The organism is Pseudomonas sp. C1C7, from assembly GCF_013359595.1.
GTDB lineage: Bacteria > Pseudomonadota > Gammaproteobacteria > Pseudomonadales > Pseudomonadaceae > Aquipseudomonas.
This window is the reverse complement of sequence record NZ_JABFMP010000027.1, coordinates 37583-53720: the sequence shown is the minus strand read 5'-3', so window position 1 is coordinate 53720 and position 16138 is coordinate 37583. Positions and strand designations below refer to the sequence as shown.

The window sequence follows — 16138 nt, the reverse complement described above, 5'->3', positions numbered from 1 at the left end:
GTTGACAGAGGTGCTTAAGATTGTAGAATAGCGCGCCTCAGACACACGAACGCAGCGATGCGAACGAGTCGAAGAGAACGCTGTAAAGCACCAACGTTGTAGATGTAAATTGAAATATGCAGTTCCGTGATAGCTCAGTCGGTAGAGCAAATGACTGTTAATCATTGGGTCCCAGGTTCGAGTCCTGGTCACGGAGCCAATTTCAAGCCGGGGTATAGCGCAGTCCGGTAGCGCGCCTGCTTTGGGAGCAGGATGTCAGGAGTTCGAATCCCCTTACCCCGACCATATTTGGGTCGTTAGCTCAGTTGGTAGAGCAGTTGGCTTTTAACCAATTGGTCGCAGGTTCGAATCCTGCACGACCCACCATTTTTGAGACCAGTTCGCTGGAATCGAATCTTAAGATCAGACGCCAAAAGCTCTGTTCGCAGAAGGCGCCTCTTGAAGGTGCCTTTTTTTTACCGGGGTATAGCGCAGTCCGGTAGCGCGCCTGCTTTGGGAGCAGGATGTCAGGAGTTCGAATCCCCTTACCCCGACCATACAAGAGATCCCCGTATCGAAAGATACGGGGATTTTTTTTGTCTGCAGAAAAGCACATCGCTTCAAGTCATCGTACAACTTGCCGATAACGAGCTGTCGGGGTTCAGCCCTTCACTCAAGCCAATAAAAACAAAGGCGCTCGTTATGTTTCTTCGTCAGTTGAATATTGCCCCTCGTGCCGCGCTGGGGTTTGCCTTGATCGCATTGCTGGTGGCGCTGCTGGGGATTTTTGCCCTGGGGCAGATGTCGAGCATCCGCGAGAGCGAAGTGGCGGTGGAGAAACAATGGCTGCCGAGCATTCGCGGCGGTGACGAGATCCGTGAAATCATGCTGCGCATCCGCACCATTTCCCTGCGCATGGCCCTGGATCAGGACCCGAAGAACATCGCGCAATACCGTAGCCAGATGGATACCCGGGACAAGGAACTGAGCGAGAAAATCGCCGCCTACGACAAGCTGGTGACCTCGGCTGAAGGCCGGGCGTTGTATGACCAATTCAAAAGTACCTTCACCGCTTACCGCGCCGGCATTGCCCAGTCTTTCACCTTGGCCGAACAGGGGCGTCGCGACGAGCTGACCAAGTTGTTGCTGGTCGACATGAAAACCGTGGTCGACGGATCCGGCAAGCAACTCAGCGACCTGGCGGAGCTCTTCACCCGACAAGTCGCAGCCGAAAGCGAAAAATCCCGGGACCACTACGACACCTCGCGCACGATCGTCAGCCTGTTTATCGGCCTCGCGGCCCTGGCGACCGTCGCCCTGGCCCTGTTGTTGACCCGCAGCATCGTGCGCCCGCTCAGCGAAGCGGTGATCGCCGCGGAGCATGTGGCTCAAGGCGATCTGACTCGTCCGATCGAAACCCGGGGCAATGACGAAGTCAGCCGCTTGCTCAAGGCATTGGCCACCATGCAGCAAAACCTGCGGGAAACGCTGCAGGGCATCAGCCGTTCCGCGACTCAGTTGACCACCGCCGCTGACGAACTGAACGCTGTGACCCTCGACAGCACCCAGGGCCTGCAACAGCAGAACAACGAAATCGAGCAGGCGGCCACCGCCGTGAATGAAATGACCAGTGCCGTGGAAGAAGTCGCGCGCAATGCGGTGTCCACCTCCGATGCCACTCGTCAGTCCAGCGAATCGGCGCAAATGGGGCAGGAACGGGTCAGTGAGACGGCCAGTGCCATCAGTTCGTTGTCCGACGATGTGCAGAGCACCAGCGAGTTGGTGCAGTCCCTGGCCAATCAATCCCAGGATATCGGCAAGGTACTGGATGTGATTCGCGCCATCGCCGAGCAGACCAATCTGCTGGCGCTCAACGCGGCCATCGAGGCGGCGCGGGCGGGGGAGAGCGGTCGCGGATTCGCGGTAGTGGCTGACGAAGTGCGGGCCCTGGCCTATCGCACGCAGCAATCGACCCAGGAAATCGAGCAGATGGTGCAGGGCATGCGCAGCGGTTCGAGCCTGGCCCTGGACGCCATGAATGCCAGCGCTAACCGTGCCGCCAGCACCCTGGTTCTCGCCGAACGCGCAGGCCAGGCGCTGCAGACCATCACGGCGTCGGTGCACCAGATCCACGAGCGCAACCTGGTCATCGCCAGCGCGGCGGAAGAGCAGGCGCAAGTGGCGCGGGAGGTCGATCGCAACCTGGTGAACATTCGCGACTTGTCGGTGCGCTCGGCAGCCGGGGCGGATCAGACCAGTGCTTCAAGCCATGAGCTGTCGCAACTGGCCAACGCACTGCAGGGGATGGTGCGGCGGTTTCGGGTATAGGCCCTGTGAAAAAGAACGGTGGGAGAGGTCAGGTCCTGATACCAGTCAGTTAAGTTGAGCACACACCTGTGGCGAGGGGGGATTGCGCCCTCGCCACAATGTCCTCATCTCCTGTTAACTGACTGCCATCAGAGCTTGTTCACACCGGACTGTGTCAGTGCAGCTTGAGCCTCGGCTCAGTCCCCCGCCCGATCTTGCTGCCCAGCATCAGCATGGCCGTGCGGAACCATCCGTACAGCGCCATCTGGTGCATGCGGTACAGCGACACGTAGAACATCCGCGCCAGCCACCCTTCCAGCATCACGCTGCCGGTCAGGTTGCCCATCAAGTTACCCACAGCGGAAAAACGCGACAGCGAAATCAGCGAGCCGTAGTCGGTGTACTTGTACTCGGGCAGTGCCTTGCCTTCGATCCACAGCTTCAACGACTTGGCCAGCAGCGACGCCTGTTGATGCGCAGCCTGGGCGCGCGGCGGGACGTTGCGGTCGCTGCCCGGTTGCGGGCAGGCGGCGCAGTCACCGAAGGCGAAGATGTTCTCGTCGCGAGTGGTTTGCAGGGTCGGCAGCACTTGCAACTGGTTGATGCGGTTGGTTTCCAGGCCGTCGATTTCCTTCAGGAAGCCCGGTGCGCGAATCCCCGCCGCCCAGACTTTCAGGCCGGCGTTGATGGTCTTGCCGTCGGCGGTAATCAGGGCATCGGCCGTCACTTCGCTGACCGCCGCATTGGTCATCACGTTGACCCCGAGCTTCTCCAGGGTTTTATGCACAGGGCCGCCGATGCGCTCCGGCAGCGCCGGCAGCACCCGTGGCCCGGCTTCGATCAGGGTGATGTGCATGTTTTCCGGCTTGATCCGGTCCAGGCCGTAAGCCGCCAGTTCGTGAGCAGCGTTGTGCAACTCGGCGGCCAGTTCGACCCCGGTGGCACCGGCGCCGACGATGGCCACGCTGATTTGCTCGTCCTGAACGTTCTGCCCGGCATGGGCGCGCAGGTAGTGGTTGAGCAGTTGCTGGTGGAAGCGTTCGGCCTGTTTGCGGGTGTCGAGGAACAGGCAATGCTGCGCCGCGCCCTGGGTGCCGAAATCGTTGGTGGTGCTGCCGACGGAGATCACCAGCGTGTCGTAAGGCACTTCACGCGCAGGCACCAGCTCCAGGCCGGCTTCGTCATAGGTGGCGGCCAGCTGGATTTTTTTCTGCGCGCGATCGAGCCCGCTCATGCGCCCCAGCTGGAACTCGAAGTGGTTCCATTTCGCCTGGGCGACATAGTTGAGTTCGTCTTCGGAGGAGTTCAGGGAGCCGGCGGCCACTTCGTGCAGCAGCGGTTTCCAGATGTGGGTCAGGTTCGCGTCGACCAGCATCACGCTGGCCGTGCCGCGCTTGCCCAGAGTCTTACCCAGACGGGTAGCCAACTCCAGACCGCCGGCGCCGCCGCCGACAATAACAATACGATGGGACATGGGGATAACTCGCAAGGCTAAAAGAAATCGGTGCGGTTACCCGAGCGAGCGCCAGGCAGCTCATAGCGTCAGGTAACTGATAAATCGGCTCAACAGGCCCAGGCCAATGGTCACTGCCAGCACCAGCACAAGGAGCATCCACGGCCGGAATGGCCGGCGCTCGACTCGGTGCTGGGACAACTGCAGGTACTCTTCGACATGCTTTTGGTCGTCGGGGTTCAGGCGGCTGGTCATAAAGGCCTCGTCAGGTAGACGTTGCTGAATGTGTTGAAGCTACAGGCAGATTCAACGAGCGATGAACGGAGCATAGCCGGGACACAGGCCGAGACCGTCTCGATGCTCAGCCAATTGATGCCACTTTGTAACACTCGGGCAATGATTGCGCCATGTTCACAACAGGCGCAGCGGGCTCACAGACTGATCCCGACATCGAACACGATGCTGCGCCCAAGGTTGCTGCGCAAAAAATCCGGCGCATCGGGATGCGCGAACAGCACGCGGGCAAAGGTAGGCCCCACCAGCGACAGCGATCGCCAGCCCTGGCGCAGGTATTCGGTGGGCGGTGGAAAGTGGCTGTTGAGGTCCAGCACTTCGCGCTTGAGACTGGCGAAGGCAATGATGTCCAGCTCCCCCAGATCCATGCCGCGTTCCTTGTAGTTGTGCGCTTTTTTGCGCAAGGTCGGCGCCAGTCGCAGCAGAAACTCGTTGGCCGGAATGCGTCGGGGCTTGGCTTCCCGGCGCACCAGTTGGCTTAATGAAAACGCACTGCGCCGACGTTGCAGCTCATCGCGCCACTCATCGTTGAGGCGCCGGCCTTCGTCCAGGACGAAGAACACCTCGAAACTGGCATCACGAAACAGCACGTCCGGCGGCTCCCCGGCCGGGGCGAATTCGTCGGCGCGATAAGGAATGTTCAAGCCTTGCAGCAGGCGCTGGCAGACCCAACGCTCACGCTCCCATTTGCGGGCATTGGACAGGAAGGCGTTGGCCTGCTCGGCCGCGATGGTCAGCAGGCGTAAGTAATCTGAATCATCCATAGGCCCAAGCTTAGCGCTCAAATGTGATCGCAAAGAAAACAGTTTGCCTCGCCCGTGCAATTCCTCGCTCGACATCCCCCCCTGCACAAAACGGATAGCGATCTGCGCAGCGCGGATATTGACTCGCCTTCGGCTTCTCTAGCATCGGCGGTACGGACGTTCGCCGTCTTACCGACGATCTGAAAAACAACAACAAGAGATAAATGCCATGCGCAAGATCGATGTACACGAGGTTATCGACAAGGCTCGATTCAACCGCTTTCACTGGATGGTGCTGTTCTGGTGTGCCCTGATCATCATCTTCGACGGTTACGATCTGGTGATCTACGGCGTGGTCCTGCCGATGTTGATGAAGGAGTGGGGGCTCAGTCCTCTGCAAGCCGGGGCGCTTGGCAGTTATGCGTTGTTCGGCATGATGTTCGGCGCGCTGTTCTTCGGGCCGCTGTCGGACAGGATCGGGCGCAAAAAAGCCATCACCATCTGCGTGATGCTCTTCAGCGGTTTCACCGTGCTCAACGGTTTCGCCAGAAATCCCACGGAGTTCGGCCTCTGTCGTTTCATCGCCGGGCTGGGCATCGGTGGAGTGATGCCGAACGTCGTGGCGCTGATGAACGAATACGCACCGAAGAAAATCCGCAGCACTCTGGTTGCGATCATGTTCAGCGGATATTCGGTGGGCGGCATGTTGTCCGCCGGGCTGGGCATCGTGCTGATTCCTGGTTACGGCTGGCAGTCGGTGTTTTACGTGGCGGTCCTGCCGCTGTTGTTGCTGCCGCTGATCATGTACTTCCTGCCCGAATCGGTGGGCTTCATGCTGCGCCAGGGACGCTTTGAGGAAGCGCGCAACGTACTGCAGCGCATTGAGCCGTCCTACGCCGCGCAAGCCGACGATCAACTGCACATGAGCGAAGTGAAGGGCACCGGCACACCGGTGTTGCAGCTGTTTCGCGAGGGCCGGGCACTGCGCACGCTGATGCTGTGGCTGGCGTTCTTCTGCTGCCTGTTGATGGTGTACGCCCTGAGTTCCTGGTTGCCGAAGCTGATGGCCAATGCCGGCTACAGCCTGGGCTCGAGCCTGTCGTTCCTGCTGGTGCTGAACTTCGGCGCGATCTTCGGCGCGGTGGGCGGCGGTGTGCTGGGGGACAAGCTCAACCTGCCGCGGGTCTTGGCAGCGTTCTTCGCGGTGGGCGCGGTGTCGATCACCTTGCTCGGTTTCAACAGCCCGATGCCGGTGCTGTACCTGCTGATCGCGATTGCCGGCGCCACCACCATCGGCTCGCAGATTCTGCTGTACGCCTGCGCCGCGCAGTTCTACTCCATGACGATCCGCTCCACCGGCCTTGGCTGGGCGTCGGGCATCGGGCGCAACGGCGCCATCGTCGGTCCATTGCTGGGTGGTGCCTTGCTCGGGATCAGCCTGCCGCTGCAACTGAACTTCATGGCCTTCGCCTTGCCGGGTGCGGTTGCCGCCATCGCCATGACCGTGTTCGCCGTCAGCAGTCGGCGTAGCGTCCGGCAATCGCTGGCGTCGCCTCAAAGCGCAGTTGGCGAGGTGTCATGAATACGTTGCTTCGGGATTTTTCCCTGTCGGCGGCCGTGGCGGGATTCATCGCCACGGTGATTTCCTACGCCGGTCCGCTGGTGATCATTTTCCAGGCTGCCGATGCCGCCCATCTGTCGCGGGAGGTGTTGTCGTCCTGGGTCTGGGCGATTTCCATCGGCAGCGCGGTGCTGGGAATCGGTTTGAGCCTGCGTTACCGGGTGCCGGTGATCATCGCCTGGTCCGCGCCGGGCTCGGCGTTGCTGGTGGCGCTGCTGCCGGGGATTTCCATGCCCGAAGCAGTGGGCGCCTATCTGATCAGCAGCCTGATCGTGTTCCTGGTGGGGATGTCCGGGGCGTTCGACCGGATCATCGGCAAACTGCCGGCAGCGGTTGCGGCCGCGATGCTGGCGGGAATTCTGTTCAGCTTTGGCACCGGGCTGTTCGTCTCGCTGCAGAGCAAACCGGCGCTGGTGCTGGCGATGTTTGCCACCTACCTGATCTGCAAACGGCTGGTGCCGCGCTATGCGGTGCTGATGGTCTTGCTGGTGGGCTGTTCGATGGCGTTGCTCGCCGGCGATCTGCACCGCGAGGCACTGGTCATCGGTTTCGCAACGCCCGTGTGGATCACCCCGGCATTCAGCCTGAGCGCGACGCTGAACATCGCGCTGCCGCTGGTGATGGTGGCGCTGACCGGCCAGTTCGTGCCCGGCATGGCGGTATTGCGCGCCAGCGGCTACGGCACGCCCTCCGGACCGATCATCGCCAGCAGCGCCCTGGGCACGGCGCTGTTGGCGCCGTTCGGATGTCACGGGCTGAACCTGGCGGCGATCACCGCGGCGATCTGCACCGGCCGCGAGGCCCACGAAGATCCCGGCAAACGCTATGTGGCCGGGGTCGTGGGCGGTCTGTGCTACCTGGTGCTGGGCATCTTCGGCGCGACGCTGGTTTCACTGTTCTCGGCGTTTCCCAAGGAGTTGATCGCGGCCCTGGCCGGGCTGGCGCTGTTCGCCGCGATTGCCGGCGCACTCACGGGTGCGATGGCCGTACCGAGCGATCGCGAAGCCGCGCTGGTGACCTTCCTGACCACGGCCTCGGGCATGTCGTTGTTGGGGCTGTCCGCGGCTTTTTGGGGGCTGATTTTCGGCATGGTCACTCACCTGATTTTGAGCGCCCGTCGTCCCGCCACCCGCAGCCAGAGCGCTGCACAAAAACAAGCTGTTCCTGTCGATCAATAAAAATAAGAGACAAAACGATGAAACAGATTTTTCCAGCAACCGGTTCCGTGTTGTCCTTGGCTGTCGCCTCGAGTTTTTCCACCGGCGCGATAGCCGCCGAAAAAGGCTTCATCGAAGACACCACCGCCACCTTGCAAGCGCGCAATTACTACTTCAGCCGGGACTACTCGGACATCGTCGGGACAAACCTGCAATCGAAGGCCGAAGAGTGGGCGCAGGGTTTCATCCTCAACGTCAAATCGGGTTACACCCAGGGCACCGTCGGTTTCGGCGTGGACGTGATCGGCCTGCTTGGGCTCAGGCTCGACAGCAGTCCGGATCGGGTCAACACCGGTTTGCTGCCGGTGGGCGATGATGGGCGTGCGCCGAGCAATTACAGCCGTCTGGAAGGCGCATTGAAAATGCGTTTCTCGAAAACCGAACTGAAAGCGGGGGAGCTGCAACCCAATCTGCCAGTGCTGGTGTTCAGCGATATTCGTCTGCTGCCGCTGAGTTATCAGGGGGCGGGCATCACCTCGAACGAGATCGCGGGTCTGACCCTGCAGGCCGGCCACCTGAGTTCAACCAGCCTGCGCAACGAGGCGGGGGATGAAAAAATGCAGGCCATGCTCGGCCATGTGCCGCAACGTCAGGTCAGCAGCGACGGCTTCAATTTTGCCGGCGCTGATTACGCCTTCAATGAGAAACGCACGTCGGTGAGTGCCTGGTACGGGCAACTGGAAGATATCTACAACCAGCGCTTTCTCGGACTCAAGCACAGCGAGCCGATGGGCGACTGGGTTCTGGGCGCCAACCTCGGCTACTTCGATTCCCGTGAGGACGGCAAGAAGCTGTTGGGCAATATCGACAACCAGGCGTTCTTCTCCCTGCTGTCGGCCAAGCGTGGCGGTCACACGTTCTATGTCGGCTATCAGGCGATGTATGGCGACACGGCGTTCCCGCGGGTCTTTGCCAACATCTCGCCACTGGGCAACGAGGTGCCGACCTACGAGTTCGCCTTCACTGACGAGCGTTCATGGCAGGCACGTTATGACTACGATTTTGCCGCCCTCGGCATACCGGGCCTGACCAGTACCGTGCGTTATATCTCGGGCAATAACGTCGACACCGGCAAGGGTTTTGAGGGCAAGGATCGCGAGCGCGATCTGGATATTGGTTACGTCTTGCAGAGCGGCAGCCTCAAGGGCCTCGGCATCCGTGTGCGCAATGCCATGGCGCGCTCCAACTACCGCAGTGATATCGATGAGAACCGCTTGATCCTGATGTACACCTGGACCCTGCTATGAACGGCTGATCACAGATTGCTGGTGCAGTTGCCCATGACCTCGTAGGTCACGCGATGGGTCTGACCCTGATGATCCACATACACCATGGTCGCCGGCACCACGCCGCAGGCGTTTGCGGTATCCGATACGGAAACCACCTTGGCAATGTCCAGCGGTTGCGCGGGGTTGTAAGGGACGGCGGAAGGCTGGTTGTCGGCGGCCATGGCCGTGGTAGCGACGAGGGTCAGAAACAGGCTGGTCAATGTTTTCATTTTTCTGCATTCCGGGTTGATCCTGATGTCTGAATTTTTAGGTATTGGCCTTGCGCGATAAAGATGGCTGGATCCGATTCAGTCTTGCGAAATGCGTAACAATCACGCTGTCACTGCAAACATGCTGATTCAATTGTGGGAGCGAGCCTGCTCGCTCCTACAGGGGTTGTGGGCGCGGTGTAGACTGGGATCTCTTCCAAGGAGTGAGCCCTGCATGATCGGCGTCGAGTTGCTGTCACCCGAAACCCTCACGCTGGGTTGGCTGATCTACGTACCGGTGCTGATCTGGGCGATCTGCCGTGCTTCCTGGGTCGAGCTGTTCACCGACAGCCGTCGTCAGCATCAGGTCCTCGGCACGGTGTTCGCGCTGTTTCTGCTGTGGCTGGTGCGGCGGGATTTCGATACCGGCGTGTCCTATCACTTCATCGGCATGACCGCGGTAACGCTGCTGCTCGACTGGCCGCTGGCGATCGTCGGTGGGCTGATTGCGCAAACAGGGCTGGTGCTGCTGGGGCGTCAGGACCTGACGGCGATGGGGGTCAATGGCGCACTGTTCATTCTGCTGCCGGTGCTGGTCACCGAGTGCTGTGCGATTGCGGTCGAGCGCGCGCAGCCGCGCAATCTCTTCGTGTACATCTTCGTTTCCGGTTTCTTCGCCGCGGCGTTGTCGGCGTTGCTGTGCCTGTTGCTGGCGCTTACGGTGCTGTGGTTCGACGAGCGTTTTGCGATGCCGTACTGGCTCGAGGATTTCATCGGCTATTTGTGGCTGATCATTTTTCCCGAGGCGTTCATCAACGGCATGGTGGTCAGCGCGCTGGTGGTGTTCTGCCCGGAATGGCTGGAGACTTTCAATCGCACGCGCTATCTGTCGGCGCCGTGGAAGGACGACGATCCCGGGTCCTGAGTCTGTCCAGGCCCGGGATCGACAGTGTGCTCCCGATATCAGTGATGGCGCGGTTCGAAGTCGCCGCTGAACATTTCGTCTTCGGCATCCGGGGCCACTGGAATCTTGTGCTCTTCCGAGGCCCACGCGCCCAGGTCGATCAGCTTGCAACGGTCGGAGCAGAAGGGCCGGAACAGGCTTTCGGGGCTCCATTCCACGGGGGCGCCGCAGGTCGGGCATTCGACGGTCGGGTACTGGCTCATGACTGGCCTCCACACAAAGTTAGGTAAAAGTGATGCAGGCGCTCGACTTCGCTGTGCAGCCAGGCGAGGTCGCGGTCGTTGACCACCACATCGTCGGCATGGCTGACGCGATCCTGGCGACTGGACTGGACCTTGAGGATCGCCTGGACCTGCTCTTCGCTGGTCTGGTCCCGCTGCAAGGTGCGTTCGATCTGCAGCTGTTCGGGAGCATCGATCACCAGCACCCGCCGGGTCATGGCGTACTGGCCGGATTCGATCAGCAGCGGTGAAACCAGAATGGCGTAAGGTGATTTTGCCAGCGCCAGGTGATGAGCGATTTCCTCGGCGATCAACGGATGCAGCAGGGCTTCGAGCCAGCGGCGTTCATCCGCTACTTCGAAGATCAGTTTACGCAGGGCCGCGCGATCCAGCTGACCGTCGGCCTGCAACACGCCGGGGCCGAAATGTTCGGCGATTTTCGCCAGCGCCGGACGGCCCGGCTCCACGACCCAGCGCGCAGCATGATCGGCATCGACCACGTGCACACCCAGGTCGATGAAGTGCTGGGCAGCGGCGCTTTTGCCGCTGCCGATGCCACCGGTGAGGCCAAGAATCCAGGGTTTTTGCGCAGGGGTATTCATTTCAAACCGACAAACTGCCAATAGAAGTCGGTTATTTGACCACCCCAGAGCATGGCAATCCAGCCGGCAATCGCCAGATAGGGGCCGAAGGGGATGGGTGTGGAGGTTTTTGCCTGGCTCAGGCGCAGGTAAATCACGCCGACGATCGCTCCGACGAAGGACGACAGCAGGATGGTCAGCGGCAGAATCTGCCAGCCACCCCAGGCTCCGAACATCGCCAGCAGCTTGAAGTCGCCATGACCCATGCCGTCCTTGCCGGTGATCAGCTTGAACACCCAGAACACCGACCAGAGCATCAGGTAGCCGGCAATGGCTCCCCACAATGCGTCGTGCAGCGAGACGAACAGTTCGAGGCTGTTGACGATCAGTCCCAGCCACAGCAGTGGCAGCACCAGCACATCCGGCAGCAGTTGATGCTCGGCATCGATCTGGCTCATGGCCAACAGGCCCCAGGTCAGCAGTAACACCATGCCGGCCTGCCAGCCGAAACCGAAATGCCAGGCGACGAACGCCGACAACAGGCCGCAGGCCAGCTCCGTAAGAGGGTAGCGTTTGCTGATGGGGGTGGCGCAGGCGGAACAGCGCCCGCGCAGAAACAGAAAGCTGATGACGGGAATGTTTTCCCAGGCGCGGATCCGGTGTTCGCAGCGCGGGCACTGGGAGTGGGGCAGCAGCAGATTGTAGGTGGGCTGCGGTGTTTGCTCCGGCATCCCGAGGATCTCATGGGCCTGCACCCGCCATTCGCGTTCGAGCATCTTCGGCAGGCGCCAGATCACCACGTTGAGAAAGCTGCCGACCAGCAGCCCCACCAGCCCGGTGATCACCACGAATGCCAGCGGGTAGAGCGTCATGATTTCGTTCAGGGGCATGTCAGATCGTTGAGCCGAGTTGGAAGATGGGCAGGTACATCGCAACCACCAGGCCGCCGACGATAACACCCAACACCACCATGATGAACGGTTCCATGAGGCTGGTGAGACTGTCGACCATATTGTCGACCTCGTCTTCATAGAAGCCCGCGACCTTTTCCAGCATGTCATCCAGCGCGCCGGACTCTTCGCCGATGGCGGTCATCTGGATCGCCATGGTCGGAAAAATGCCGGAGGCACGCATGGAGAAATTCAACTGCATGCCGGTGGACACGTCCTGTTTGATGCGCAGCACCGCGCGCTTGAACACCACGTTGCCGGCGGCACCGGCCACGGAGTCCAGCGCCTCGACCAGGGGCACGCCAGCAGCGAAGGTGGTCGACAGGGTGCGGGCGAAACGGGCCACGGCGGATTTGTACAACAGAGTGCCAACCAGAGGCACTTTCAGCAGCCAGGCATCCGTTCGATTACGAAAGCCCTGGGAGGTCTTGAGGGCGTGACGAACCGCAAAGATCGCCGCGATCAAGCCGCCAAGCGTCATCCACCACCATTGCTGCATGAACTTCGAAAGGCTGATGACCATCAGGGTGAATGTCGGCAATTCAGCGCCAAAGTTATGAAACACCGATTCGAATTGCGGCACCACTTTGACCAGCAGAATCCCGGTCACGATGGCAGCAACGAAGATGACTGCCAGCGGGTAGGTCATGGCTTTCTTGATCTTGGCCTTGAGGCTTTCGCTTTTTTCCTTGTAGGTCGCCACCCGCTCGAGCAGGGTATCCAGGGCACCGGCCTGCTCACCGGCATCCACCAGGTTGCAGTAAAGCTCATCGAAGTACTTGGGCTTTTTGCGCAGGGCCGCGGCGAAGCTGTTGCCGGCCGCAACCTCCTGTTTGACCTCGTCCACCAGCGCGCGCATGGCCGGGTTTTCAAAGCCTTCGCCGATGATGTCGAACGACTGCAACAGCGGCACGCCGGCACGCATCATGGTCGCCATCTGCCGGGTGAACAGGGCGATGTCCTTGGCCTTGATGCCTTTGCCCAGTTTGAGCAGCGAAGGCGATTTTTTGCGAACCTTGCCGGGGTTGATGCCTTGCTTGCGCAGTTGCGCCTTGATGAGCGCAGGGTTCACGCCGCTCAATTCGCCCGTGACTTTGGTGCCTTTACGGTCGGTGCCTTCCCAGGCGTAGGTGCTGACTTTTGCTGCTTTGACCGCCATGTTCAGTCCTTGGTGACCCGGTTGATTTCTTCAAGGCTGGTGATGCCTTGCATGGCCTTGTGCAGGCCCGAGGTGCGCAGGTCATCGAAGCCGTCCTTGCGCATCTGCTCATCGATTTGCAGTGCGTTGCCCTCGGCCATGATCAGCCGCTGCAGGTCCTGCGTGTTCTTCACCACTTCATAGATCCCCACGCGCCCCCGGTAACCGCCGTTGCAGTGATCGCAACCCGCCGGCCCATAGATCGTGAAAGTACCGATGCGTTCCTCGGGGAACCCTTCCTTGAGCAAGGCCTCCCGGGGAATGTCGAGGGGCACCCGGCAATGGCTGCACAGCTTGCGCGCCAGGCGCTGGGCGATGATCAGGCTCACGGAGGTGGCGATGTTGAAGCCCTGGATGCCCATATTGTGCAGGCGGGTCAGGGTTTGCGCGGCGCTGTTGGTGTGCAGGGTCGACAGCACAAGGTGCCCGGTCTGGGCGGCCTTGATGGCGATTTCCGCGGTTTCCAGGTCGCGGATCTCGCCGACCATGATCACGTCCGGGTCCTGACGCAGGAACGAGCGCAGCGCCTGGGCGAAGTCCATACCCTGTTTGGGATTGACGTTGACCTGGTTGATGCCTTCCATGTTGATCTCCACCGGGTCTTCGGCGGTGGAGATATTGATGTCCACGGTGTTGAGAATATTCAGGCCGGTGTAGAGCGAAACGGTCTTGCCGGAACCGGTGGGGCCGGTCACCAGAATCATCCCTTGTGGCTGCTTGAGCGCCTCCATGTACAACGCTTGTTGCTCGGGTTCGTATCCTAGTGCGTCGATGCCCATCTGCGCGCTGGACGGATCGAGGATCCGGATCACCACCTTTTCACCCCACAGGGTGGGCAGGGTGTTGACCCGGAAATCGATGGATCGGCTTTTCGACAGGCGCATCTTGATCCGGCCGTCCTGAGGCTTGCGGCGCTCGGAGATGTCGAGGCTGGCCATGACCTTGAGCCTTGCCGCGATGCGGCTGGACAACTGGATCGGCGGCTTGGCGACCTCATGCAGGATGCCGTCGGTACGCACGCGCACACGGTAGTTCTTCTCGTAGGGCTCGAAATGAAGGTCCGAGGAGCCGCTCCTGATCGCATCGAGCAGCATCTTGTGAACGAAGCGCACCACTGGCGCGTCATCGGCATCCTGGCCGACGATGGTGTCCTGGCGGTCGTCGTCCGATTCGATGTCCACGCCATCGAGGTCAACGTCTCCCATCTCTTCCAGACCGCTGGAATGAGTGTCGAAGAATTTCTCGATGGCGTCGCTGAGCTTGTCTTCTTCGACCAGGATCGCTTCGGTGCTCAAGCCGGTGCTGAATTGAATGTCGTTGATGGCCTGGTGATTGGTCGGGTCGGAAATCCCCACGAACAACTTGTTGCCACGCCGCCAGAGTGGCAAGGCGTGGTGCTGGCGCACGAGTTTCTCGCTGACCAGTCCCTTGGGCTGGGTTTCCTTGTCGAGGTGATTGAGGTCCAGGAAGGCCATGCCAAAGTGTTCCGAGGCAATCTCGGCGACCTGACGGCTTTTCACCAGTTTGTTCTGCACCAGATAACTGACCAGCGAGATGCGGTTGCGCTGGGCCTGCTGCGACGCCTGTTGCGCGCTTTTGTCAGTGAGCAGTTCGGCCAGCACCAACTGTTTGGCCAGACCGCTTAAGGCGATGTCATTCATTGGGAATCCGGGGGAAGACCGTTGGATGACTTATAGCCTAGTCAAGCGAAGGAGCCAAACCAGCGGCGCTCAGGTGACAAAAAGTGTCAGATAGTGCGGATCCTGGGGGCTGGACGGTGGGCTGGCGCCTTTCCACGCCCCCGCCAATTGGGCTTGCGGGCCTTGGCATGGGCTGTGCTGAGACAGGTTCAGATCATGAGATTCCTACTCATGCACGGAGGCTGTCTATGAAGACTCAAAAAGGTTTTACCCTGATCGAGCTGCTGATCGTGGTGGCGATCATCGGGATTCTGGCGACGTTTGCGATTCCGGCTTATTCGAAGTATCAGGCGCGGGCGAAGGTGACGGCGGGTGTTGCGGAGCTTTCGACGTTGAAGGTCAACTATGAGGATGCGGTCAATTCGGGCACGGCTGCCCCCGCCGTTACAGTATTTGCCCCGGGTGGCGACACACAGAACTGCAAGTTTACCGCTGCGACAGGCACGACAACCGGGATGGTCTGCACACTGGTAGGTGCTCCGTCGGTCATTTCAGGTGCGACCGTTACACTGGCTCGGGACGCTACAAAAGGCTGGACTTGCACTACAAGTGTTGCCGCAGAATATGCGCCGAAGGGTTGCGGCGGCTAACCCACTACTTTTCCTGAACAAAAAATGCCCCGTACTTCACCGTACGGGGCATTTTTTATTCCAGCGCCAGAGTAAAAGAGAAAACTTCCCATATTTCATGGCCTTAAGCCTTCTTTAAAACTGGCAACTTGCAAGTCGAGAAATTCCAAGTCATGCAATTTGCATGATTCCGAAAAAACCCTGTTTTCATAACTTATTGATTTTTAACGTTTTATTGTCTGTCTCAAACTTGGCACAGCGTTCGCAATATCTCTGGCAACCCTGCTGAAAAAGACATCCAGCAGAATTTCCAGAAAAACAGGAGTTACTCGTATGAAGAAGTTCGCTATCGCTGCCGCTACTGCTACCGCGCTGACCCTGACCATGGCCAATGCTGCGTTCGCACAGACTCAAGCCACTCAGGCGCCAATGACGCTGGCAGCCGGTGAAATGACCAAAGCCAAGGAAGCTACTTCCGATACCTGGATTACCACCAAAGTCAAAAGTGACCTGGTCACCGAAAAAGGCATTCCTGGCACCGACATCAAGGTAGAGACCAACAAAGGCGTTGTGTCCCTGTCGTCCACCACTGCCGTGACCGAGTCCCAGAAAGCCACCGCCGTGGCGATCACCAAGAAAATCAAAGGCGTCAAGGCGGTCTCCGCTGACGGCCTGAAAGCCGAGTAAGGCAAGCTTCTCGCCTGGACTGGGAGAAGACGCGGCAGGCGGGCCGAGCAATACGTCTGTCGCCTCTGAAGGTTCATGCGAACGGCCACAGGGAAGTGGCCATTACAGGCCCCGATATGGATGTCGGGGCCTGTTTTATTTCGGGGGCGATACATCACCAATGTGGGAGCGGGCAAG

General features: G+C 60.0%; 16 protein-coding genes, 4 tRNA genes and 1 pseudogene. 12 read left to right on the top strand and 9 right to left on the bottom strand.

Translation table 11 applies throughout. From position 1 onward, the window contains the following. The first annotated feature begins 123 nt into the window (after nt 1–123). From HNO86_RS20865 to HNO86_RS30640, 6 genes and pseudogenes are all read left to right on the top strand, one after another. A tRNA-Asn gene (locus HNO86_RS20865) sits at nt 124–199 on the top strand. 9 nt (nt 200–208) lie between these two features. Then, a tRNA-Pro gene (locus HNO86_RS20860) sits at nt 209–285 on the top strand. Nucleotides 286–290: 5 nt separating this feature from the next. Beyond that, nucleotides 291–366 (top strand) — tRNA-Lys (locus HNO86_RS20855). Nucleotides 367–459: 93 nt separating this feature from the next. Next, nucleotides 460–536, top strand: a tRNA-Pro gene (locus HNO86_RS20850). 145 nt (nt 537–681) lie between these two features. Then, nucleotides 682–1452 (top strand): annotated as a pseudogene (locus HNO86_RS30645) (MCP four helix bundle domain-containing protein); the annotation flags it as partial. Then, on the top strand, nt 1444–2307 hold the full coding sequence (locus HNO86_RS30640) for a methyl-accepting chemotaxis protein (RefSeq protein WP_372242549.1): 864 nt from the start codon (nt 1444–1446) through the stop codon (nt 2305–2307). The pseudogene HNO86_RS30645 and the gene HNO86_RS30640, both read left to right, overlap by 9 nt. Before the next feature lie 154 nt (nt 2308–2461). On the opposite strand, the gene HNO86_RS20840 is transcribed toward HNO86_RS30640, so the two are convergent. From HNO86_RS20840 to HNO86_RS20830, 3 genes are all read right to left on the bottom strand, one after another. Further along, nucleotides 2462–3760 carry an NAD(P)/FAD-dependent oxidoreductase gene (locus HNO86_RS20840; protein ID WP_175378817.1) on the bottom strand — a complete coding sequence of 433 codons (1299 nt, stop codon included), beginning with the start codon at nt 3758–3760 and terminating at the stop codon, nt 2462–2464. Nucleotides 3761–3820: 60 nt separating this feature from the next. Further along, complete coding sequence (locus HNO86_RS20835; protein WP_128605912.1) at nt 3821–3994, bottom strand: DUF3094 domain-containing protein; 174 nt, start codon at nt 3992–3994, stop codon at nt 3821–3823. A gap of 176 nt (nt 3995–4170) precedes the next feature. Further along, nucleotides 4171–4797: a DUF1780 domain-containing protein gene (locus tag HNO86_RS20830; RefSeq protein ID WP_007970534.1), complete on the bottom strand. Its 627-nt coding sequence runs from the start codon at nt 4795–4797 to the stop codon at nt 4171–4173. Between the two features lie 208 nt (nt 4798–5005). Between HNO86_RS20830 and HNO86_RS20825 the strand changes: the two genes are divergently transcribed. The 3 genes from HNO86_RS20825 to HNO86_RS20815 are packed head-to-tail and all read left to right on the top strand — an operon-like array spanning nt 5006 to nt 8861. Then, the gene (locus HNO86_RS20825) at nt 5006–6358 is read left to right on the top strand and encodes an aromatic acid/H+ symport family MFS transporter (RefSeq protein ID WP_175378816.1); all 1353 of its coding nucleotides are present in this window, start codon (nt 5006–5008) and stop codon (nt 6356–6358) included. Further along, the gene (locus HNO86_RS20820; RefSeq protein WP_175378815.1) at nt 6355–7575 is read left to right on the top strand and encodes a benzoate/H(+) symporter BenE family transporter; all 1221 of its coding nucleotides are present in this window, start codon (nt 6355–6357) and stop codon (nt 7573–7575) included. The genes HNO86_RS20825 and HNO86_RS20820 overlap by 4 nt, the downstream gene beginning before the upstream one ends. A gap of 17 nt (nt 7576–7592) precedes the next feature. Continuing rightward, nucleotides 7593–8861, top strand: a complete 1269-nt coding sequence (locus HNO86_RS20815; protein WP_175378814.1) for an OprD family porin — start codon at nt 7593–7595, stop codon at nt 8859–8861. 8 nt (nt 8862–8869) lie between these two features. Here the strand turns inward: HNO86_RS20815 and HNO86_RS20810 are convergent, their stop codons facing one another. Continuing rightward, a complete protein-coding gene (locus tag HNO86_RS20810) occupies nt 8870–9112 on the bottom strand; it encodes a DUF2790 domain-containing protein (protein ID WP_175378813.1) in 243 nt (80 codons plus the stop codon). A gap of 214 nt (nt 9113–9326) precedes the next feature. Here HNO86_RS20810 and HNO86_RS20805 point away from each other — a divergent pair, with 214 nt between their 5' ends. Next, on the top strand, nt 9327–10016 hold the full coding sequence (locus tag HNO86_RS20805) for an energy-coupling factor ABC transporter permease (protein WP_175378812.1): 690 nt from the start codon (nt 9327–9329) through the stop codon (nt 10014–10016). Between the two features lie 38 nt (nt 10017–10054). On the opposite strand, the gene yacG is transcribed toward HNO86_RS20805, so the two are convergent. From yacG to pilB, 5 genes are read right to left on the bottom strand one after another with little or no spacing between them, the layout of a single operon-like run. Further along, a complete protein-coding gene (gene yacG, locus HNO86_RS20800) occupies nt 10055–10258 on the bottom strand; it encodes a DNA gyrase inhibitor YacG (RefSeq protein WP_175378811.1) in 204 nt (67 codons plus the stop codon). Beyond that, a complete protein-coding gene (gene coaE, locus HNO86_RS20795) occupies nt 10255–10878 on the bottom strand; it encodes a dephospho-CoA kinase (RefSeq protein ID WP_175378810.1) in 624 nt (207 codons plus the stop codon). The genes yacG and coaE overlap by 4 nt, the downstream gene beginning before the upstream one ends. Beyond that, the gene (locus tag HNO86_RS20790; RefSeq protein WP_175378809.1) at nt 10875–11747 is read right to left on the bottom strand and encodes an A24 family peptidase; all 873 of its coding nucleotides are present in this window, start codon (nt 11745–11747) and stop codon (nt 10875–10877) included. Before HNO86_RS20790 ends, coaE begins: the two co-directional genes overlap by 4 nt. A 1-nt stretch (nt 11748) precedes the next feature. Further along, a complete protein-coding gene (locus HNO86_RS20785; protein WP_175378808.1) occupies nt 11749–12966 on the bottom strand; it encodes a type II secretion system F family protein in 1218 nt (405 codons plus the stop codon). Between the two features lie 2 nt (nt 12967–12968). Next, a complete protein-coding gene (gene pilB / locus HNO86_RS20780; protein WP_175378807.1) occupies nt 12969–14666 on the bottom strand; it encodes a type IV-A pilus assembly ATPase PilB in 1698 nt (565 codons plus the stop codon). A 227-nt stretch (nt 14667–14893) separates the two neighbouring features. On the opposite strand from pilB, the gene HNO86_RS20775 reads away from it, so the two are divergent. Together HNO86_RS20775 and HNO86_RS20770 are read left to right on the top strand one after the other, a co-directional pair. Further along, nucleotides 14894–15295: a pilin gene (locus HNO86_RS20775; protein WP_175378806.1), complete on the top strand. Its 402-nt coding sequence runs from the start codon at nt 14894–14896 to the stop codon at nt 15293–15295. A gap of 312 nt (nt 15296–15607) precedes the next feature. Further along, on the top strand, nt 15608–15961 hold the full coding sequence (locus HNO86_RS20770; RefSeq protein WP_175378805.1) for a BON domain-containing protein: 354 nt from the start codon (nt 15608–15610) through the stop codon (nt 15959–15961). The last annotated feature ends 177 nt before the right edge of the window (nt 15962–16138 follow it).